General features: G+C 65.9%; 18 protein-coding genes and 1 riboswitch. Of the genes, 7 read left to right on the top strand and 11 right to left on the bottom strand.

Translation table 11 applies throughout. From position 1 onward, the window contains the following. Window positions 1–113 precede the first annotated feature (113 nt). Complete coding sequence (locus J2808_RS14560; RefSeq protein ID WP_309817930.1) at window positions 114–1,568, top strand: short-chain fatty acid transporter; 1,455 nt, start codon at window positions 114–116, stop codon at window positions 1,566–1,568. A gap of 102 nt (window positions 1,569–1,670) precedes the next feature. Here J2808_RS14560 and J2808_RS14555 read toward each other — a convergent pair whose 3' ends face one another. The 3 genes from J2808_RS14555 to J2808_RS14545 form a co-directional block, all read right to left on the bottom strand. Further along, the gene (locus tag J2808_RS14555; RefSeq protein ID WP_309817927.1) at window positions 1,671–2,699 is read right to left on the bottom strand and encodes a GNAT family protein; all 1,029 of its coding nucleotides are present in this window, start codon (window positions 2,697–2,699) and stop codon (window positions 1,671–1,673) included. A gap of 2 nt (window positions 2,700–2,701) precedes the next feature. Beyond that, the gene (locus J2808_RS14550) at window positions 2,702–4,087 is read right to left on the bottom strand and encodes a glycine--tRNA ligase (RefSeq protein ID WP_309817924.1); all 1,386 of its coding nucleotides are present in this window, start codon (window positions 4,085–4,087) and stop codon (window positions 2,702–2,704) included. Between the two features lie 224 nt (window positions 4,088–4,311). Next, window positions 4,312–5,277, bottom strand: a complete 966-nt coding sequence (locus tag J2808_RS14545; RefSeq protein ID WP_309817922.1) for a DMT family transporter — start codon at window positions 5,275–5,277, stop codon at window positions 4,312–4,314. 33 nt (window positions 5,278–5,310) lie between these two features. On the opposite strand from J2808_RS14545, the gene J2808_RS14540 reads away from it, so the two are divergent. Continuing rightward, complete coding sequence (locus J2808_RS14540; protein WP_164201264.1) at window positions 5,311–5,544, top strand: RNA-binding S4 domain-containing protein; 234 nt, start codon at window positions 5,311–5,313, stop codon at window positions 5,542–5,544. Between the two features lie 106 nt (window positions 5,545–5,650). Here J2808_RS14540 and J2808_RS14535 read toward each other — a convergent pair whose 3' ends face one another. Next, entirely contained in the window at window positions 5,651–6,301 is a 651-nt protein-coding gene (locus tag J2808_RS14535) for an alpha/beta hydrolase (RefSeq protein ID WP_309817915.1), read from the bottom strand. A gap of 149 nt (window positions 6,302–6,450) precedes the next feature. Between J2808_RS14535 and J2808_RS14530 the strand changes: the two genes are divergently transcribed. The 3 genes from J2808_RS14530 to J2808_RS14520 are packed head-to-tail and all read left to right on the top strand — an operon-like array spanning window position 6,451 to window position 9,077. Further along, window positions 6,451–7,245 carry an SGNH/GDSL hydrolase family protein gene (locus tag J2808_RS14530; protein ID WP_397428068.1) on the top strand — a complete coding sequence of 265 codons (795 nt, stop codon included), beginning with the start codon at window positions 6,451–6,453 and terminating at the stop codon, window positions 7,243–7,245. Window positions 7,246–7,256: 11 nt separating this feature from the next. Next, window positions 7,257–8,477: a winged helix DNA-binding domain-containing protein gene (locus tag J2808_RS14525; protein WP_309817909.1), complete on the top strand. Its 1,221-nt coding sequence runs from the start codon at window positions 7,257–7,259 to the stop codon at window positions 8,475–8,477. Window positions 8,478–8,525: 48 nt separating this feature from the next. Then, window positions 8,526–9,077 (top strand): hypothetical protein, encoded by a 552-nt coding sequence (locus J2808_RS14520; protein WP_309817906.1) that lies wholly within the window; start codon window positions 8,526–8,528, stop codon window positions 9,075–9,077. Window positions 9,078–9,110: 33 nt separating this feature from the next. Here the strand turns inward: J2808_RS14520 and metX are convergent, their stop codons facing one another. Then, window positions 9,111–10,226 (bottom strand): homoserine O-acetyltransferase MetX, encoded by a 1,116-nt coding sequence (gene metX, locus J2808_RS14515; RefSeq protein ID WP_309817904.1) that lies wholly within the window; start codon window positions 10,224–10,226, stop codon window positions 9,111–9,113. A 13-nt stretch (window positions 10,227–10,239) separates the two neighbouring features. Next, window positions 10,240–10,354: riboswitch (SAM riboswitch) on the bottom strand. Between the two features lie 66 nt (window positions 10,355–10,420). Next, entirely contained in the window at window positions 10,421–11,758 is a 1,338-nt protein-coding gene (locus J2808_RS14510; protein WP_309817902.1) for a bifunctional o-acetylhomoserine/o-acetylserine sulfhydrylase, read from the bottom strand. A 205-nt stretch (window positions 11,759–11,963) separates the two neighbouring features. On the opposite strand from J2808_RS14510, the gene J2808_RS14505 reads away from it, so the two are divergent. Then, complete coding sequence (locus J2808_RS14505) at window positions 11,964–12,602, top strand: VOC family protein (protein WP_309817899.1); 639 nt, start codon at window positions 11,964–11,966, stop codon at window positions 12,600–12,602. Between the two features lie 217 nt (window positions 12,603–12,819). Here the strand turns inward: J2808_RS14505 and J2808_RS14500 are convergent, their stop codons facing one another. After that, complete coding sequence (locus J2808_RS14500; RefSeq protein ID WP_309817897.1) at window positions 12,820–13,593, bottom strand: CPBP family intramembrane glutamic endopeptidase; 774 nt, start codon at window positions 13,591–13,593, stop codon at window positions 12,820–12,822. Between the two features lie 94 nt (window positions 13,594–13,687). Here J2808_RS14500 and J2808_RS14495 point away from each other — a divergent pair, with 94 nt between their 5' ends. Then, complete coding sequence (locus J2808_RS14495; RefSeq protein WP_309817892.1) at window positions 13,688–14,368, top strand: histidine phosphatase family protein; 681 nt, start codon at window positions 13,688–13,690, stop codon at window positions 14,366–14,368. Window positions 14,369–14,386: 18 nt separating this feature from the next. Here the strand turns inward: J2808_RS14495 and J2808_RS14490 are convergent, their stop codons facing one another. The 4 genes from J2808_RS14490 to J2808_RS14475 form a co-directional block, all read right to left on the bottom strand. Beyond that, the gene (locus J2808_RS14490; RefSeq protein WP_309817889.1) at window positions 14,387–15,175 is read right to left on the bottom strand and encodes a DeoR/GlpR family DNA-binding transcription regulator; all 789 of its coding nucleotides are present in this window, start codon (window positions 15,173–15,175) and stop codon (window positions 14,387–14,389) included. A 110-nt stretch (window positions 15,176–15,285) separates the two neighbouring features. Further along, the gene (gene hutI, locus J2808_RS14485; RefSeq protein ID WP_309817887.1) at window positions 15,286–16,497 is read right to left on the bottom strand and encodes an imidazolonepropionase; all 1,212 of its coding nucleotides are present in this window, start codon (window positions 16,495–16,497) and stop codon (window positions 15,286–15,288) included. A gap of 11 nt (window positions 16,498–16,508) precedes the next feature. Continuing rightward, the gene (locus J2808_RS14480; RefSeq protein ID WP_309817885.1) at window positions 16,509–17,627 is read right to left on the bottom strand and encodes an NAD(P)/FAD-dependent oxidoreductase; all 1,119 of its coding nucleotides are present in this window, start codon (window positions 17,625–17,627) and stop codon (window positions 16,509–16,511) included. Between the two features lie 40 nt (window positions 17,628–17,667). Then, window positions 17,668–18,876: a glycine C-acetyltransferase gene (locus J2808_RS14475; RefSeq protein WP_309817881.1), complete on the bottom strand. Its 1,209-nt coding sequence runs from the start codon at window positions 18,874–18,876 to the stop codon at window positions 17,668–17,670.

The raw sequence follows: 18,876 nt of genomic DNA, 5'->3' as shown, positions 1-18,876 counted from the left end.
GGCGGCCAGGAGGCCCCGCCTAGTAAGGCGCCACCCAGCAGGCGGCGGATAATCAGTCCGCCGCATGGCTAGACTCCTTGAGGTATTAGTCAACTCAATGGAGAGGTATTACTGTGGCAGACGCAGTCCTGACCAACCGCGGGCTTGAAGAACGTGGGCTTGCCCGGGTAGCGCAGCGGATGGCCGGGTGGACCGAGAAATGGTTCCCGGACGCTTACATCTTCGCCCTGGCCGGCGTTGTCCTCATTGCCGTCGCGGCGCTGGCCATCGGCGCTTCGCCCCAGTCCATCGCCGATTCCTTCGGCAACGGCTTCTGGGACCTGACCGCCTTCACACTGCAGATGGCGATGGTTGTCCTCACCGGCTACGTCGTGGCAACATCCCCGCCCGTGGCCAAACTCATCAACCGGCTCGCCCTGATGCCCGCAACAGCCCGCTCGGCCGTGAGCTTCGTGGCGCTGATGTCGATGTCCGTCTCCTTCCTCAACTGGGGCCTCAGCCTGATCTTCGGCGGCCTGCTGGCACGGGCCATTGCCAGGCGCAGGGACCTGACCGTTGACTACCGTGCCCTCGGTGCAGCCGCATTCATGGGCCTCGGCGCCGTGTGGGCCTTGGGCCTATCCTCCTCGGCCGCGCAGCTGCAGGCGACGGCGGCCTCCCTGCCGCCGGCGCTGCTGAAAATCACCGGCGTGCTTGACTTCGGCGCCACCATCTTCACTTGGCAGTCCCTGGTGACTCTGGCGATCCTGGTGGCACTCACAACGGTGATCGCGCACTTCTCGGCACCCCAGGGCGGTGCCATCCGCACTGCCGAGGATCTCGGCGTCGACCTCGACGACGAGCCTGCGCCGGCGGCGCCGCGCTCCCGCCCGGGCGAATGGCTTGAGTACAGCATGATCCTGCCGATCCTGGCCGGACTCCTGACCTTGGGCTGGCTGATATCGCAGTTCCTGACCAAGCCGTTCCTGACGGTGGTCAGCAGCCTCAACGGCTACCTGCTGGTTTTCCTGATCCTCGGCCTCGTGTTGCACGGGACTCCGCGGAACTTCCTGCAGGCCGTCAACAAGGCCGTTCCCGCAACCGCCGGCATCCTGGTCCAGTTCCCGCTCTATGCCGCAATGGCAGCCATCCTCACCAGGGCCACCGGCCACGGCGATATGACCCTGTCCTCACACTTGGCCGGGTTCTTCTCGGACATCGGCGGCGGCGGCGCGTTCGCCGTCGTCATCGCCCTGTACACGGCCCTGCTGGGCCTGTTCGTTCCCTCGGGCGGCGGCAAATGGCTCGTCGAGGCGCCGTACGTGATGCAGTCCGCCACCGACGTCCAGATGAACCTCGGCTGGACCGTCCAGATCTACAACATCGCCGAGGCGCTGCCCAACCTGATCAACCCGTTCTTTATGCTGCCGCTGCTGGCAGTGCTGCGGCTGCGTGCCCGTGATCTGGTGGGGTTCACGTTCCTGCAGTTTGTGTTCCACCTGCCGGTGGTGCTGCTGCTGGTCTGGCTGCTCGGGATGACGTTTGAGTTCGTCCCGCCGGTGTTCCCGCCAGGAACAACCGTCCCATAAGAACCTGCGGCAGTCTGTTAACTGAGTAGCGCCAGTGCCGTTGTGAGCATTCACAGCGGCACTGGCGCTACGTGGTTCAGGGCCTAATAACGCCGGGACAGGTCAGTCTGAGACCACCAGCGTGTCGGTCCCCTGCTGGTGCGCCTTGCCGCTTTCCAGCAGGGGCTCGACGGCGGCGCGCAGCGCTGTCATCGAATCGTCCAGTTCCAGCATGACCGGGTGCTGGTAGGCGAGGAGCGCGAGCAGGTCGCGGACCGCCGCCGCGGCGTCGTCGGCATCCAATGCGGGTTCGTGGCCCACAAAAACGTCAGTCGCCTGGTTTTCCTGGGCGGGGGCTGCCGCCGTCGGGTCCTGGGCCGGCTCGGCGTAGCTGACGGCAAAGGCCCGGATGCGGCCCTTTTTGCTGGGGGCAACCCCGGCACCGAAGGCGGATGCCGGCTCGGCGCGCAGCACAATTGCACCGTGGGCTCCGGTGAGGTCGTCCAGGAACAGCTTCTGCACCTGGCCTACCGACAGCACGCCGGGCGAATCCCAGCCGTGGATGGACGTGTAGTACCGCCCCACCACGTCAGTCAGCTCAACCGAACCGGTGGCGAGGTCCATGACCACATCGGAGCCGGCGTTTTCGTCATTTGCCGGCCGCCCGCCGTCGTCCTTGGCCGGGAACACCGGCAGTTTGAGGGCGCCGGGCTCCACCACGACCAGCCGCGAGCGCTGGATGGGCTTCAGCCCGAACTCCTCCGCGAACGCGGCCCCGGGGCTGCCGGGCTGCACCTTGGCGCGCAGCTTGAAGACGCCCGACGGCGCCTGCTCGGCTTCGCGGCGCAGCATGGTCAGGAGCGTGGCACCGATGCCGGCTCGCCGGTGGTCCCGCGCCACTTCGATGTAGACCCACAGCCGCTCGGGGTGCAGCGATGCCTCGTAGACCACACCGGCCGCGACGGGGATTCCGACGCCGTCAATGACGTCCTCGGCCACGACGCAGCGGCGCCACGGGGTACCGTCCTTGCCCGTGGAAGACACAGCCAGGGCGCCGCGGAACTGCCGGGCCTGTTCGGTCTCCGGGCCGCCCCAGATTTCGAGCAGCGTCAGGTCATCGCCCTCACGCCATTCACGGTATTCGATGGCCATGCTCAGGCGCCGATCAGGCGGGCGGCCAGGTAGCCTTCCACCTTGTCCAGGGAAACACGTTCCTGGCTCATGGTGTCCCGCTCACGGATGGTCACGGCCTGGTCCTCGAGGGTGTCGAAGTCCACGGTGATGCAGAACGGGGTGCCGATCTCATCCTGGCGGCGGTAGCGGCGGCCGATCGCGCCGGCGTCGTCGAAGTCGATGTTCCAGTTCTTACGCAGCTGGGTGCCCAGGGCCTTGGCTTTGGGCGAGAGGTCCTCGTTGCGGCTCAGCGGCAGCACGGCCGCCTTGACCGGGGCGAGGCGCGGGTCAAGGCGGAGGACCGTGCGGACGTCGACACCGCCCTTGGCGTTGGGTGCTTCGTCTTCGGTGTACGCATCCACCAGGAAGGCCATGAACGAACGGGTCAGGCCGGCGGCCGGCTCGATCACGTACGGGGTGTAGCGCTCGTTGGTGGCCTGGTTGAAGTAGCTCAGGTCCTGGCCGGACGCCTTGGAGTGCGTGGAGAGGTCAAAGTCGGTGCGGTTGGCGATGCCCTCGAGCTCGCCCCATTCCGAGCCCTGGAAACCGAAGCGGTATTCGATGTCCGTGGTGCCCTTGGAGTAGTGGCTGAGCTTTTCCAGCGGGTGCTCGAAGAAGCGCAGGTTCTCCTCGCGGATGCCCAGGCCGGTGTACCAGGACATGCGCTCCTTCATCCAGTACTGGTGCCACTCTTCGTCCGTGCCGGGCTCAACGAAGAACTCCATTTCCATCTGCTCGAACTCGCGGGTGCGGAAGATGAAGTTGCCCGGGGTGATCTCGTTCCGGAAGGACTTGCCGATCTGGCCGATGCCGAAGGGCGGCTTCTTGCGGGACGTGGTGAGCACGTTGCTGAAGTTCACGAAGATGCCTTGGGCCGTTTCCGGGCGCAGGTAGTGCATGCCTTCCTCGTTGGCCACCGGGCCGAGGAAGGTCTTGAGGAGGCCGGAGAATTCCTGCGGTTCGGTCCATTCGCCACGGGTGCCGCAGTTGGCGCAGGCGATGTCCTTCAGGCCGTTCTCGGCGGGGCGGCCCTTCTTTTCCTCGTACTCTTCCTCGAGGTGGTCGGCGCGGTAGCGCTTGTGGCAGGAGAGGCACTCCACCAGCGGATCGGAAAAGACCTCAACGTGGCCGGAGGCTTCCCATACCTGGCGGGGCAGGATGACCGAAGAGTCCAGGCCCACCACGTCCTCACGGCCGCGGACCATGGACTGCCACCACTGGCGCTTGATGTTTTCCTTCAGCTCGGCACCGAGGGGTCCGTAGTCCCAGGCAGAACGCGAACCACCGTAGATCTCACCGGCCTGGAACACGAATCCCCTCCGCTTGGAGAGGGAAATGACCTGGTCGAGGACGGACTTTGGTGCCATGGTGGAACTCCAATTTCTACAGGGCCGCTGGGTGCGGTCCGCGGTTTAGCTTGGCCCCGGCGCACAGGGGTGCGATCCCGCTGGGTGCGGACGGGGCAGACGAAGGAAACAAGGTGCAGAGGACTGCGTGTCCTAGCCTACCGGCCGCGGCCCCGCGACGGCGCTTCACCGGCTGAAGGTGGTGGGCCCGCCCTGGCTTCGGCGCGCCCGTCGCTGCGTGCGCGCTACCGCCGGAAGGAGCCGCGGGGCCAGGGAAGGGTGGCCACCAGGATGGCGGCGAGGGTCAGGATGGTCCCCAGGACGGTGGGCAGCGCCACCACGGAGCCTGGTGCGGGAATCACGACGTCAAGGACCAGGGAACCCACCAGTTGGCCGGCAATCATGCCCAGGCCCGTGACCAGGACTCCCAGGCCCCGGACCAGCACGGCGGCCAGCCCAATGAAGATACAACCCATGGGCCCGCCAAGGTAGTACCACCACTCTCCCGGCAGCGGATTGCCCGCACCCGCGACAGCAACTTTGATGCCCCACACAATCCACAGGAGGATGCCGCCGGCAACAAAGTTCACCAGCGTCGCCGCGATGGGCGTGCCGTAGTGGAGGGTTGCGGTCCCGTTCATGGCTTGCTGGAAACTCATCAGGAATCCCGCTGCCAGCGGCAGCATTATTGGCAGCAGCAGCAACCCGACGTCGGCGGCGCTGCCAAAGCGCGGGGACACGGCCCAGGCCACGGAAATGATGGTCAGCACGCTGCCGATGATGCGGACTCCCGTGATGCCGCGCTTGCCGCCCGGACCGATCCCGAGCCGGTCCACGAGGAGGCCACTGAGGGTCTGTCCGGTGACGGTGGCCACGGTGAACAGCGCAACGCCGAGCAGGCCCACTGTGGTGGACTGGGCAAAGACGAAGAAGGCACCCACACCGCCGGCGAGGACGTAAAACCGGGGAAAGCTGCGTTTCCTGAGCGCAGGGACAATGCGCACCAGCCCGGCCCGGCCCTTGGGCAGCAGCAGCGCGATGGCCGCGATCAGGATCAGACCTGTACTGAAGCTCACTACCGCTGCGGCGATGCCGTCGTCCAGCCGGACCCCGAGGGCCCCGTTGATGCGCCCCTGGACGGGAATTGCCAGCCCCGCACCGACTGCCAGCGGAAGGCCGGCCAGCAACGGCAGCCGTGGGGTGTGGGTCATTGAATTCACCTTACGTCAGGCATTATTGCTTGTATGAGCAACCAGGACATTGAAGAGATCCCCATCCGTGACAGCATGATCCGCCTTGGCCAGCTCCTGAAGCTCGCCAGCCTGGTGGAAGACGGGGTGGAAGCCGCCGAGCTCATCAAGAACGGACTCGTCAAGGTCAACGGCGAGATCGACGAACGGCGCGGCCGCCAGCTGCACAACGGCGATACCGTCACCGTGAACGGGCAGACCGTGAAAGTCGTCGCACCGGAAGCCTGATCAACCGGAGCCTGATCAACCCGGGCACAGGCATGCAGGAATTACACCGGACGGCACCACAAACGCGGCCAGCGGCAGTTAGCCGCCGGCCGCCGTCGTACGTTCCTTACTTGTTCAGCACCTCGTGGGTCAGGAACTCGGAGACGTGACCGATCTCCTGCTGGTTGATGCCGTGCCACATGCCCGTGTAGAGCACCTTGGTGAGGTGGACGTGCTTGCGGACCCAGTCCATGGTGTATTCGATCTTGTCCGGCGTGATCACCGGGTCCTGCTGGTCGCGGCCCCAGAACAGCGGCACCGATCCGTCCAGTTCCTTGTCCCGGAAGGCGGGATCGCCGTCGGCGTTGATCACAAAACCGGAAAGCCCGACGACGGCGGCGTAGTCTGCGGGCCGGTACCGGAGCAGCGTGGTGGCCATGGCCATTCCCATGGAGAAGCCGAGCAGCGTCACCGACGGGTGGCCGGCCTTGACGGAGTCGATCCACTCCTGCACGTAACCGGCGGCTTCTTTCACGGCGTCGAGGGAGTACTCGACCGACGCGGTCAGCGGGAACCACATAAACCCCGGCCCGGTGGGCAGCGGCGCCCTGAGCGAGGCAACAACAAATTCTTCGGGCAGCATATCCGCCAGGCTCAGCAGGTCCTGTTCGTTGGCGCCATAGCCGTGGAGCAGCACCAGCAGCGGCCGTCCGGAGCGCTGGTCCTCGGGGCGGGACCACATAACAACAGGGGCGGGAAATACTTGGGCGTCAGTCATGGTTCCCATTCTTACAGTTACCCGCCGGTAACTACCTACGGTGGCGTAGCTTACGAACGAACAGGCAGGATAGGACCGTGACTGACTCGAAAGCCCTGCAGAACCCGGACACGGCCGCGGAATCCCACCCGTGGAGCCGCTATGTAGCCATGGGAGATTCGTTTACGGAAGGCATCGGGGACCCGGAACCTTCGAGCCCCGGCGGCTACCGTGGCTGGGCGGACCGCGTGGCCGAGGAGCTGGGCCGCGGCCAGGACGATTTTGCCTATGCCAACCTGGCCGTCCGCGGGCGGCTCCTGCAGCAGATCGTGGACCAGCAGCTCGCCCCGTGCCTGGCGCTCAAGCCGGATCTCGTAACACTCTCGGCCGGCGGTAACGACCTCATCAGGCCCGGCGGCGACCCCGATGCCCTCGCTGAAAAACTCGATTCGGTGGTCCAGATCCTGGCAATGGGCGGCGCCACGGTGGTGCTGTTCAACGGTCCGGACACGGGTTCCTCCGTCCTTGGCCGGATCCGCAGCAAGGTGGCCATCTACAACGAGAACCTCCGCACCGTTGCGGCACGCCACGACGCCATCATCGCCGACATGTGGTCGCTCAAACAGCTGAATGACCCGCAGATGTGGGACGAGGACCGCCTCCACTTTTCGCCGCTGGGCCACCACACCATTGCTGCCATGGTGCTCGATTCGCTCAATGTGAACCACACCCTGGAGCCGCTGCTGCCCAAGCCCGTGCCGCAGCGCACCTGGCGCGAGGCCCGCACCGGGGATCTGGTGTGGGCCCGCACGCACTTTGTCCCGTGGGTGGTGCGCCGGCTCCGCAACCGCTCCTCAGGCGACGGCATCACGGCAAAACGCCCGACGCCGGGCCCGGTGTTCGGTCCGGGCGTCCCCTTGGGTTCCGGCGAAGGTCCGCTGGGTACCGCTGACGCGCGCCGCTAGCCGGCCGGACGGTGAATGTTGATGAAGCAGTACCACGCAGGCTGACCGCCCAGTTGCTGCGCGGGCCCGGGGTGCGGTCCCCTGAGGACGCCGTCCGCCACCTCCTCGCCATCCAGGCCCAGGAATTCCCGTACGCCCGGTGGAGCCTGGCCCAGCGCACCCGCCGGGACTCACCTCGCCATGTGCTTCTTCCGCCGGCGTCCACTGCAGCAGACGCCGCCACCGATCCCGTCTCCGATCCAGTCACCGCCACCGCAGCGGAGGTGGAGCAGGCGGTATCCGACGGTCGCATCCTGCGCACGCACATCCTGAGGCCCACATGGCACTTTGTGCACCGGGACGACCTTCGCTGGCTGATGGAGTTGTCTGCGCCGCGGCTTCAGCGGTTCAACGCCGGCACCTACCGGCGCACCGGGATCGACGCAGCCAGGGCCGACCTGAGCGGGCAAGTGCTGGCCAACGCCGTTGCCGGCGGAGTCCACCTCACGCGCGACCAATTGGCAGAGCAGCTGCAGGCCGCCGGGTTCGCAGCCTCCGGACTGGAACTTGCCTACGTGATCATGCATGCCGAAATCAGCCGGGTCCTGACCAGCGGTTCGCCCGTGCGGAGCCCCGGCGGCGCCCTCAAGCAGACCTATGCCCGCTTTGATGAGCGCGTCCCGGCAGGTCCGGCTGAGCCGATGACCCGGGAACAGGCCCTCGGCGAGCTGGCCCGGCGCTACTTCACCAGCCGGGGTCCGGCCACCGTCAAGGACTGCGCCGACTGGTCCGGACTCACCATGACCGAGGTCCGTCGCGGCGTGGCGCTCCTGGAAAGCGCACCGGCGGCACTGGAGACCGCGGTGAATGACGGCGTCGTGCACTATTTTTCGGCGGGTACGGGTGGTGGGGGTGGTAGTAGCCCAGACACCGCTCCCCGGATCGATCTGATCCAGTGCTACGACGAATACGTGATGGGCTATTCCGCCACCCGGCACTACTTTGGCGGCAGCGCCCCGACGTTCCCCCTGGCCGGCGCGCCGATGCATGTGGTGCTGCTGGACGGGCGGATGGCCGGCTCCTGGCGGCATACCCTGTTCCCCGGCCGCTGCGAGCTGGAGATCCGGCTGTTCGATGCGCCGAACGCGGGCCCGGTAAGGGGCGAGGCTGTGAAGCGGGCAGTGCAATGCGCCGTGGAGCGGTACGGGACCTTCCTGGGAATTCCGGCCGTCTGGGTGAATCCGGGGACTTAGGCCGGCCGGGGCTTAAGCTGGAGTGACACATATGAGAGGCGCTACACCGTGAACAGCTTGTTTTTCTGGATCATCATTCTGTCGTTCCTGATACCGATGGCGATGCGGATGTACCGGAAGTCTGTCAACAAACGGAACCAGGGCCAGGGGTTCCCCGGCGGCTACCCCGGGCAGTTCCCCGGCAACGGTTTCCCCGGACACGGCCAAAACCCCGGACAGCAGAACCGGCAGCCCCGCGACGGCTACACGCAGCAGGATTACATGAACGGCGGCTTCCGCCAGATCATGAGCCCGCAGCCCCTGCCGCCGAGCCAGCCGCTGCCTCCCATGCAACCCGTTCCGCCCATGGATCAGCAGTACCCCGGGCAGCAATTCCCCGGCCAGCAGTTCCCGCCGTACGGGCAGCCGCAGCAGTACGGGCAGCCGGACCAGCACGCAGAAGCACCCAAGGCTCCCGCTGCCCCGGCAACTCCCCCGCCGCCGTCGGCCCCGCAGGGTTTCCGCGCCCGGAAGCTCGCCGAACTGGACCAGCAGTACAGCAATGGTGAGCTGGCCATGGAGGAATACATGAAGCGCCGCTCCGAGATCATGAACGGCTAAGAACCGCCCGGAACGTAGAACCGTGTCCAGAGCCTAAATCAGGAAGGTGCTCCGCAGCTGGCTGCCGAGCTGGCCGATTTCGGTCAGGAAGCCGTCGTGGCCGATCGGGGCCTCGATGACGTGGACATCCACCTCGCCGGGGAGCGCGTCGGCCAATTCGCGTGACTGCGACGGGAAATAGAGGCGGTCACTGTCTACTGCCGCCACGAAGAACCTGGCGGTGGTACGGCTGAGCGCTTCGTCCAGCGAACCCCGCCCGCGGCTGACATCGTGGCTCATCAAAGCATCGGTGAGCGCGATGTAACTGTTGGCGTCGAAGCGGCTGACGAGCTTTTTGCCCTGGTGATCCAGGTAGCTTTCCACCTGGTAGCGGCCGCGCTCCCCCAGCGCTGCAGCCCGAAGCGGCGATTCCGGGAGCTGGGCCGAGCGCCCGAAGCGGCCGTCGAGTTCCTCCGCCGAGCGGTACGTGATGTGGGCGATGCGCCTGGCCAGTGCGAGGCCGTCCTCGGGCAAAGGTCCGCCGTAGTAGTCGCCGTCGTTGAAATTAATGTCCTGGCGGATGGCGAGAGTTTGTGCCTGGGCAAACGCGATCTGTTCGGCCGTGCTCGCCGCCCCGACGGAAATGACGGCGCAGCGCTGCACGCGTTCCGGGAAGCTGACCGCCCACTCCAAGGCGCGCGCGCCGCCCATGGAGCCGCCCAGCACGGCGAACCAGCTGTGGACGCCCAGCTGGTCAGCCAGCCGCGCCTCAGCCGCCGTCGTGTCGCGCAGCGTCACCAGCGGAAAACGGGAGCCCCACGGCGCTCCATCCGGGGCTTCCGCCGACGGCCCGGTGGAGCCGTAGCAGCCGCCCAGAATGTTGATGGAGACCACAAAGAACCGGTCAGTGTCCACTGGCGCACCGGGCCCCGCCAGCTGCTCCCACCAGCCGGGCTCGTCACTGTCGCCGCGTGTCACATGGGTGCTGCCGGTCAGGGCATGCTCGATCAGGACAGCGTTGGAGCCGTCCGCGTTCAGCGTTCCCCACGTTTCGTACGCAAGGGTGACATCGGGCAGGTAACCGCCGGCTTCGAGCTGCAGGCTGCCGATGCTGGCGTAGCGGACCACGCCGTTTCCGGGAGCTGCTGTTCGGGAGATGGTGATCGTCATGGAAAGGACCTCTTCTACGCGCTTGCCTGCCGTCAATTGACCGGCAGGCCAGGTCCTCACCCGGGGCACCCCGCCACGGAAGAGGGTTGCCGGCCAGCAAGCCGGGGCTGTCGCTGGCACTCATGACCTGCTTCGAGTGTACGAAACAGCCCCGGCGTATGGCTAAGCGTGTGACTGGGTGTGACTTCGCGTGATTACTCCCGGGCAGCGCCCTCGGCGGCACCCTTGGCCGCCCGAAACCCGGCTTCGAGATCGGCGATGATGTCATCAATATGTTCGATGCCCACCGACAGGCGGACCAGCCCCGGCGTCACACCGGCGATGCCCTGCTGCTCGGCCGAGAGCTGGCTGTGCGTGGTGGACGCCGGGTGGATGACCAGCGAGCGGACGTCCCCGATGTTGGCCACATGCGAGTGGAGCTCCAGGGCGTCCACGAAGCGCTTGCCTGCTTCCGCCCCGCCGGCCAGGTTGAACCCGACCACCGCGCCGGTGCCCCTGGGGCCGTATTTGCGGCCCCGCTCGTACCACGGGCTGGACGGCAGGCCGGCGTAGGCGACCGATTCGACGTCGTCCCTTGCCTCAAGCCACCGCGCAACCTCCACGGCGTTGGACACGTGCCGTTCCACCCGCAGGCTCAGCGTCTCCAGCCCCTGGGCAATCAGGAAGGCGTTGAACGGGGACACCGCTGAGCCGAGGTCGCGAAGCAACTGGACGCGCGCCTTCAGAATGTAGGACAGGTTGGCGCCTAGCGCCCCTCCGGCGCCAAGATCCCGGGCATAGACGAGCCCGTTGTACGTCGGATCCGGGGTGTTGAAGCCGGGGAACCGTTCGGGGTCCTTGCCGAAGTCGAAGTTTCCAGAGTCCACAATCACGCCGGCGATGGCCGAGCCGTGCCCACCCAGGTACTTGGTGGCTGAATGGACCACAACGTCGGCGCCCCATTCGAGCGGGCGGATCAGGTACGGCGTGGACAGGGTGTTATCCACGATCAGCGGCACACCGGCATCGTGGGCAGCCTGAGACACGCCTTCGATGTCCAGCACGTCCTGGCGCGGGTTGGAGACCACCTCGGCAAAGAAGAGCTTGGTGTTGGGCTGCACGGCGTCGCGCCACTGGTCCAGGTTGTCCGGGTCCGCCACAAACGTCACGGAGATGCCAAACTTCTTCAGTGTGTGCGCCAGGAGATTGTACGTTCCGCCATAAAGGCTGGGGCTCGCCACCACATGGTCCCCGGCCTCGGCAATGTTCAGGATGGCAAAGGTTTCCGCCGCCTGTCCGGAACTCAGCAGCAGGGCCGCCAAGCCGCCCTCCAGGCTGGCAATGCGCTGCTCCACCGCATCCTGCGTCGGGTTGCCGATACGGGTGTAGATCGGCGCGAGCTCCGCGAGGGCAAACCGGTTGGCGGCGCTTTCCGCGCTGGGGAAGACGAACGACGTCGTCTGGTAAATCGGGAGGGCACGGGCGCCTGTGGCGCTGTCCGGCTCCTGGCCAGCGTGGATCTGGCGGGTTTCGAAAGACCATCCGTTCGACATTCAGGGCTCCTTTGACGAGGCGTGGCACTGCGCATGTGCGTTCAGTCTAGGAAGGGCCCCGGGCCGGAAACAGGATTGTGACGAAGGAGGTCAGCAGGCTGTTTTCAGACTTGTCATGCCTGCGTGACAACGACCTGCCGAAACAAAAAACGGGGTAAGGCTGCCCTTAGCTGAGAGGCGGATCACAAAGTGCCAAGATGATGGCATGCGCATGGATCACGTCTCTTACGCCTGTGAACAAGATGGCCTCGTTGCCACCACCGAACGTATTTCGTCTGCCCTCGGCGTCGAAGCCGTAAAGGGTGGAGTGCATCCCCGTTTCGGAACCCGGAACATGATCATTCCCCTTGCCGGCCACAAATACCTGGAAGTTGTGGAGGTACTGAACCACCCCGCCTCGGACAAGGCTCCCTTCGGGCAGGCTGTCCGGGCACGGTCCGAAGCCGGCGGCGGCTGGATGGGCTGGTGCGTCGAAGTGGACGACCTCGCCCCATTCGAAGACCGCTTGGGCCGTGCCGCCGTCAACGGCAACCGCAAGTTCCCTGACGGCCGCGAACTGATCTGGAAGCAGATCGGCATCCTTGGCCTGATCGCGGACCCACAGGTTCCGTACATGCTCAAATGGGAAGGCGACCCCGCCCTCCACCCGTCCAACGCCTATGAAAGCAACGTCAAGATGAGCTGCCTGACCATCGCAGGTTCGGCCGCCCGTGTGACGGAATGGCTGGGTGAACCCGTCGAGAAGCCGCTTGAAGACGTTGCTGTTGACTGGGTTGCTCCGCACGGAACGCCGGGCATCCTGTCCGTCACCTTCGAAACTGCCACCGGCGCCGTCACCATCTGACGGTCCTGCTCTGACCTATTTCCGACCTCCCGGGCAATGTCGCCCGGACCAATCTTCGGCCGCCATCAGCGGGTGTCAATGACGCCACCCGCTGACGGCGGCCGAATCGCTTTAACCCGGTCCGGCCAGTTCTCCGCCAGCGCCAGCGCAGCTGCCTCAACTCATCAGGCAGCCGCGGCAGCCCGCCGCCTCGGCCCGGCCCGTCTGCACAGCAGTATCAGCCCAGGCCCACAGCCCTGCCAAAAAGGCTGAAGCCCACAAAGGCCACGATGTCCAGCAGTGCGTGGGCTATCACCAACGGCATCACCCGCTTCGTCCTGGTGTACAGCCAGGCGAACACCACCCCCATCACAACGTTGCCGATAAACGGCCCTAAGCCCTGGTACAGGTGATAGGTGCCCCGGAGCAGGGAACTGGTGACAATTGCCAGCGGCACGCTCCAGCCGAACGTGCCGAAGCGGTCCAGGAGGTAGCCCACCACAATGACCTCTTCCACCACGGCATGCCGCACGGCGGAGAGAATCAGGACAGGGATGGTCCACCAGTGGGCATCGAGCGCGCTGGGAATGATGGCAGTGGTGATCCCCAGGGCCCGGCCTGCGGCGTAGAGGCCCAGTGACGGAATCCCTATCAGCGCCGCGAGGCCAACGCCCTGCAGCAGGTCGCGGCCCGGCCTGGCGAAATTGAACCCGAGCTTTTGGAAGGCCGAACTGCCGTGCGTGCCCACGCCCGACTGCCGCTGGTCCGTGAGGAAGTAAATGACCAGCAGCACAGGCACCAAGGCAAAGACAATGTCCAGCAACTGGTAGGTGAGGTCGAAGTATTCGCGGGAGCTCCGCGACTGGTTCAGTGTGGAGGTTCCCTCCGCCAAGGGGGCCCGCGACATCTTGTCGAGCAATTGAACCACTGAGTACACGGCGGACTGGCCGAGGGACAGTCCCAGCACAATCCAGACTTCGATGCGCAGACGACGGCGGGAGGGAACCAACATGGTTCCATCTTGCCTGCTGTGTCTGGTTCCTTGCTGGTTATTGCCTGGCCAGCCCGAATTCACCCGGGTCACCGGGGACTTATGCTTGGGGCTTATGAGCGCGCCAGGGAAAATCATCATGATCCGGCACGGCCAGTCCGCGGCCAATGTGGATACGTCCATCTACAACAGGATCCCGGACTACCGGATTCCACTGACTCCCCTGGGGCTTGTGCAGGCCACCGCGGCCGGCGAACGGATCCGCAGGGAGCTGGACGGCCGGCAGGTCTGCGTCTACGTGTCACCCTATCTTCGGGCCTACCAAACCTTGGAGGCACTCAACCTTGGGGACCTCACCGAGCGTGTGATCGAAGAGCCCCGCCTCCGCGAACAGGACTGGGCCAATTTCCAGATCAGCGGCGAGATCGAGGACCAGAAGGAGCTCCGCAACGCGTACGGCCATTTCTTCTACCGGTTCCGGGAGGGCGAATCAGGCTCAGACGTCTACGACCGGATTTCATCCTTCATGGAAACGCTCTACCGTCATTGGTCCAAACCGGACTACGCCCCGAACACGCTGCTGGTAACCCACGGACTGACCATGCGGCTATTCTGCATGCGCTGGTTTCACTGGTCGGTGGAGTACTTCGAATCCCTCAACAACCCGAACAACGCCGAGGTCCGGACCCTGGTGCGCACCGAACTGGACAAGTATGAACTCGATATTCCCTTCACCCAGTGGGTGGAGCGACGGGTGGACGAAACCGTCCTGGATGCGCCGCCTGTGATCTACTAGCCCTGCTCATGAGGTGTACTAGTGCGGCGCCACAATCACTTCGGTGCCCTTGGCTTCGAATGCGGCCTTGTCCGCCGCGGAAATACCGGAATCGGTAATGAGCCGCGTGAAGGCGTAGCCGTCCATCGTGGCGAAAGCCCGGACCCCCACCTTGGAGGAGTCGGCCAGCACATAGGACACCCGCGCCCGGCTGGCCAGCAAGGCGTTCACTGACGCTTCGCCCTCCCCGGTATTAGTGGGGCCAACCTCGGGGTCGATGCCGTTGACGCCGATGAAGGCGATGTCCAGGACCACCTTCTGCATGATGATGTCAGTGTAGGGGCCTACCAGTTCATAGGAGCGCGGGTTGAGGATGCCGCCGGTGACCATCACTTTGATGTTGGGCCGGACAGCCAGCTGCGACGCGATGTTGATGGCGTTGGTCACCACGGTCAGCGTGGGCTGGTTCGCCGGGGCGTTGAGGTCTTCCCGGGTTGCCAGGATCTGCGCCAGTGCGGTGCTGGTAGTGCCGCCGCAGAGCCCGATCACGGCGCCCGGCGAGATCAGCGCCGAAGCAGCCTGGGCTATTTGCTCCTTGGCCTCGGCATGGTCGTCACGGTTGTAGCGTCCGGGGAGGTCATATGCCAGGGCGCCGATAGTGGCACCGCCCCTGGTCCGCGTCAGCAGCCGCCGGTTGGCCAGGCTGTCCAGGTCCCGCCGCGCCGTTGCCGGGGAGACGCCCAGCTGGGAGACGATCTCCTCCACCTCCACCTGGCCGGTTCTTGCGAGGATATCCAGAATGGCCGTCAGGCGGTCGGTGCGGGTCATGGGGGCCTCTCAGCGTCAAACAATCACCAAAATGTGACGTTTTATGATCATAACAGAGACGATCGATCAGATAACGTCACTTTGGGCTGTCCGACGCTGATGGCGCGCCGCTACCGGGCCCGGACGCCTGCCCGCCACACCGCGTAGGTGAGCGGCATGCCCGGACGGTAGGCGAGATGCGTGGCAGACGGGGCGTTCAGCATCTGCAGATCCGCGCGGTGCCCGACGGCGAGGGATCCCACCGCACGTTCGCCGTCGGCGTCCTTCCCTGCTTCCCGGTGCAGCGCGAGCGCGCCGCCGTACGTGGCGGCACGCACGGCTTCGTGGACACTGAGGCGCATCTGCAGCACCGCAGTAGCCACGCAGAACGCCATGGAGCTCGTGTAGGACGTGCCCGGGTTGGCGTTGGATGCCAGCGCCACCTGCACGCCGGCATCCAGCAGTTCCCGCCCCGGAGCCAGCGGCTGCCTGGTGGACAGATCGCATGCCGGAAGGCAGGTGGCCACGGTCCCCCGGACGCCGGTACCGGACCCCGGCTTCCAACCGGACCAGCTGTCCGCGAGCGCCGCGACATCGCCGGCCGACAGATAGTTTGCATGGTCCACACTCGCCGCACCCAGCTCCACCGCCAGCTGAACGCCGGGGCCAGCGCCGAGCTGGTTGCCGTGGACCCGGATCCCCAGGCCGGCAGCCCGGCAGGCTTCCAGGACCCTGCGGGACTGTTCAGCGGTGAAGGCTCCTTCCTCGCAGAACACATCTGCCCAGCGGACGTAGGGCCGGACGGCGTCCAGCATCGGGCCGCAGACGAGGTCTGTGTAGGCGTCCGCATCGGAGCCGGCAGGGACCAGATGCGCGCCAAGGTAGGTCACTTCATCGGCCACCGTGGAGGCGATCCTGGCGCTGCGCGCCTCGTGCTCCACATCCAGGCCGTACCCGGTTTTGGTTTCGAGGTAGGTGGTGCCCTGGGAGACGGCCTCGGACACGCGGGCCATGGCCAGTTTGGTGAGGTCGTAGTCCGAGGTGCGCCGGGTGGCGTCCACCGTCACGGCGATGCCGCCGGCCGAGTAGGACTCCCCCGCCATCCGCGCCTCGAACTCCGCGGTCCGGTCCCCGGCGAAGACCAGGTGCGTGTGGGAATCCACCCAGCCAGGAAGCACCGCCCGGCCACCGGCGTCTACGGCGTCGTCGGCTGCAGGCGCATCCGCCGCGGAGCCGAGCCAGGCGATCCGCTCACCCTCGACCACTACGGCGGCGTTTTTCAGGACCCGGTGCTCCAAGTCCTGGGTCATCAGCTCGGCGATGTTGGTTATTAGGGTACTCATACAACCATTCTTCAGCGCCGGATGGACCAGCGTGTGGCGGCCAACGCCTCCGCTGTCCGGGATTCCGGACGGACGCTTGCATCAGTACTTGCTCCCGGGCCCTGCCCTGCAAGGATCTGGGCAGCGGCCAGTTCGGCCATGGCGGCCGAGGTCTGGAAGCCGTAGCCGCCCTGTCCGGCAAGCCAGTAGAACCCGGGGGCCTCAGCATCGAACCCTGCCACCGGGACTCCGTCGGCCGCCTCGGTCCGGAGCCCCGTCCATGCGCTCCGGACGCCTCGGATCCCAAGGGTGGTCACCTGGTTGAGTATCCCGATCAGGCGCTCGATATCGCCCGGCCGCGGCCGCGCATCTTCGGGACCGCTCGGGACCGTCTCCGACGGCGAGATCAGCACCCCGGCGCCCTCCCTGCGGAAGTAGAACGAGTCGTCTGCTGCCGCCACCATGGGGCTGTACTCAGGAAGGGAATGTTCGACGTCGACAATCGCCGCGGTGCGCCGGTACGGCTGCAGCCCGAGCTTCTCCACGCCGCTGATGACGGCGAGTTCATCGGCCCACGCGCCCGCTGCATTCACCATAACGGCCGCCTGGAACGCCTCCTGCCCGGCGCCGATCTCCCAACCGGAGCCGAGCCGCTGGGCAGAGTGGACCCGGGCGCCCGTGATGATGTCCGCACCGGCGGCTTCCGCCCGTGCCCGGTGGTCGGCGAGCAACAGCGGGGCGTCGCAGCCGAAGGACCCTGTGTCCAGGCCTGCGGCGGTAAACGATTCCGGCACCAGGGCAGGGCACAGGTCCAGCGCCTCGGCGTGAGTAATGGACTTCATGTGGCCACTTGCCTCAGCACGGACGGCGTCCTCCGTGCCGATGAGCATAAAACTGCGCGGCGACAGGACCGGTGCGGGCAGTTCCGCATCCCGGGCCGCCATGAGTTCCAGCGTCCGGATTGTCAGGTCCTGGACAATGGGCGGCCCGTAGCTGGGAATCAGGTTCCGGGCCGAGCGGGAGGACGTATGGTACGCCAGCTCCTGCTCCGCCTCCACCAGCGCAACGCTGCACCGGCCTGCGAGCGCGGACGCCAGGGACAGGCCCGCGATGCCCCCGCCGACGATCAGGACGTCATAATGTGATGCCATGGCTCCATCTAACCATTACCGGTTGACGCGCTGCCGGGGTTCAGCCTGCTACTGCGGCACGGCTGGCGACGAAGGCACCCACGCAGGCTTCGACGTCGTCCGCTGAATGCGACGCCGAAAGCTGAACACGGATCCGGGCAGCACCACGCGGGACCACCGGGAAGCTGAACGCGGTGACAAAAACGCCGTGCTGGAGCATCTGGTCCGCCACCTTGGCTGCCATTACGGCATCGCCGAACATTACCGGGACAATCGCGTGTTCGCCGTCGAGGAGATCGAAGCCTTCTTCGGTCATCCTGCGGCGGAAAAGCCCGGCATTCTCAAACAGCCTGGTCCGCAGCTCGCCGGAATTCTCCACCAGGTCCAGGGCTTTGATGGTGGCGGCGACGATGGCGGGTGCGAGGGAGTTGGAGAACAGGTAGGGGCGTGCCTTCTGGCGGAGCATGGCCACCACTTCAGTGCGGCCGGACACGTAGCCGCCGGACGCGCCGCCGAGCGCCTTGCCAAACGTTCCGGTGTAGATGTCCACGCGGTGCGACACCCCGGCATGTTCGGGCGTGCCGGCCCCGGTGGCACCCATGAACCCTACGGCGTGGGAATCGTCCACCATCACCAGGGCGTCGTGCTTCTCGGCGAGGTCGCAGATGGCTTCAAGGGGCGCCAGGTAGCCGTCCATGGAGAACACGCCGTCTGTGACGATGATCTTGCGCCGGGCGGGCTTGTCCTGTGTCGATGCCTCCACAAGCTTGGCCTCGAGGTCTGCCATGTCCTGGTTGGCGTAGCGGAACCGCTGGGCCTTGCAGAGCCGGATTCCGTCGATGATGGAGGCGTGGTTCAGGGCGTCGGAGATGATGGCGTCCTCAGGCCCGAAGAGGGATTCGAAGACGCCGCCGTTGGCGTCAAAGCAGCTGGAGAACAGGATGGTGTCCTCGGTCCCGAGGAACCTGGAGACCCGGGCTTCCAGTTCCAGGTGCAGGTCCTGGGTCCCGCAGATGAAGCGGACACTGGCCATGCCGAAGCCACGGGTGTCCATGGCCTCCTTGGCGGCGGCGATGATGTCCGGGTGATCTGCCAGGCCCAGGTAATTGTTGGCACAGAAGTTCAGGACCGTGGCGCCCGGCTGGCCAATCTGGCCTGCCGTCACGTGGCTGGACTGCGGGGAGTTGATGCTGCGTTCGGTCTTGAAGAGCCCGGCCGTGCGGATTTCGTCCAGCTCGGCCTGCAGCTGGTCTTTGATGGAGGTATACAT

The sequence above is a fragment of the Pseudarthrobacter sulfonivorans genome (genome assembly GCF_031454915.1).
Taxonomy (GTDB): Bacteria; Actinomycetota; Actinomycetes; order Actinomycetales; family Micrococcaceae; genus Arthrobacter; species Arthrobacter sulfonivorans_C.
Note: the sequence above shows the minus strand (reverse complement) of the source record. Positions and strands in the feature narration are given on the sequence as shown.

Bases quoted from the DNA above. Each gene is read 5' to 3' on its own strand.
- J2808_RS14555 (WP_309817927.1), bottom strand. From the start codon at position 2,699: ATGGCCATCGAATACCGTGAATGGCGTGAGGGCGATGACCTGACGCTG.
- J2808_RS14550 (WP_309817924.1), bottom strand. From the start codon at position 4,087: ATGGCACCAAAGTCCGTCCTCGACCAGGTCATTTCCCTCTCCAAGCGG.
- J2808_RS14545 (WP_309817922.1), bottom strand. From the start codon at position 5,277: ATGACCCACACCCCACGGCTGCCGTTGCTGGCCGGCCTTCCGCTGGCA.
- J2808_RS14540 (WP_164201264.1), top strand. From the start codon at position 5,311: ATGAGCAACCAGGACATTGAAGAGATCCCCATCCGTGACAGCATGATC.
- J2808_RS14535 (WP_309817915.1), bottom strand. From the start codon at position 6,301: ATGACTGACGCCCAAGTATTTCCCGCCCCTGTTGTTATGTGGTCCCGC.
- J2808_RS14530 (WP_397428068.1), top strand. From the start codon at position 6,451: ATGGGAGATTCGTTTACGGAAGGCATCGGGGACCCGGAACCTTCGAGC.
- metX (WP_309817904.1), bottom strand. From the start codon at position 10,226: ATGACGATCACCATCTCCCGAACAGCAGCTCCCGGAAACGGCGTGGTC.
- J2808_RS14510 (WP_309817902.1), bottom strand. From the start codon at position 11,758: ATGTCGAACGGATGGTCTTTCGAAACCCGCCAGATCCACGCTGGCCAG.
- J2808_RS14505 (WP_309817899.1), top strand. From the start codon at position 11,964: ATGCGCATGGATCACGTCTCTTACGCCTGTGAACAAGATGGCCTCGTT.
- J2808_RS14500 (WP_309817897.1), bottom strand. From the start codon at position 13,593: ATGTTGGTTCCCTCCCGCCGTCGTCTGCGCATCGAAGTCTGGATTGTG.
- J2808_RS14495 (WP_309817892.1), top strand. From the start codon at position 13,688: ATGAGCGCGCCAGGGAAAATCATCATGATCCGGCACGGCCAGTCCGCG.
- J2808_RS14490 (WP_309817889.1), bottom strand. From the start codon at position 15,175: ATGACCCGCACCGACCGCCTGACGGCCATTCTGGATATCCTCGCAAGA.
- hutI (WP_309817887.1), bottom strand. From the start codon at position 16,497: ATGAGTACCCTAATAACCAACATCGCCGAGCTGATGACCCAGGACTTG.
- J2808_RS14480 (WP_309817885.1), bottom strand. From the start codon at position 17,627: ATGGCATCACATTATGACGTCCTGATCGTCGGCGGGGGCATCGCGGGC.
- J2808_RS14475 (WP_309817881.1), bottom strand. From the start codon at position 18,876: ATGTATACCTCCATCAAAGACCAGCTGCAGGCCGAGCTGGACGAAATC.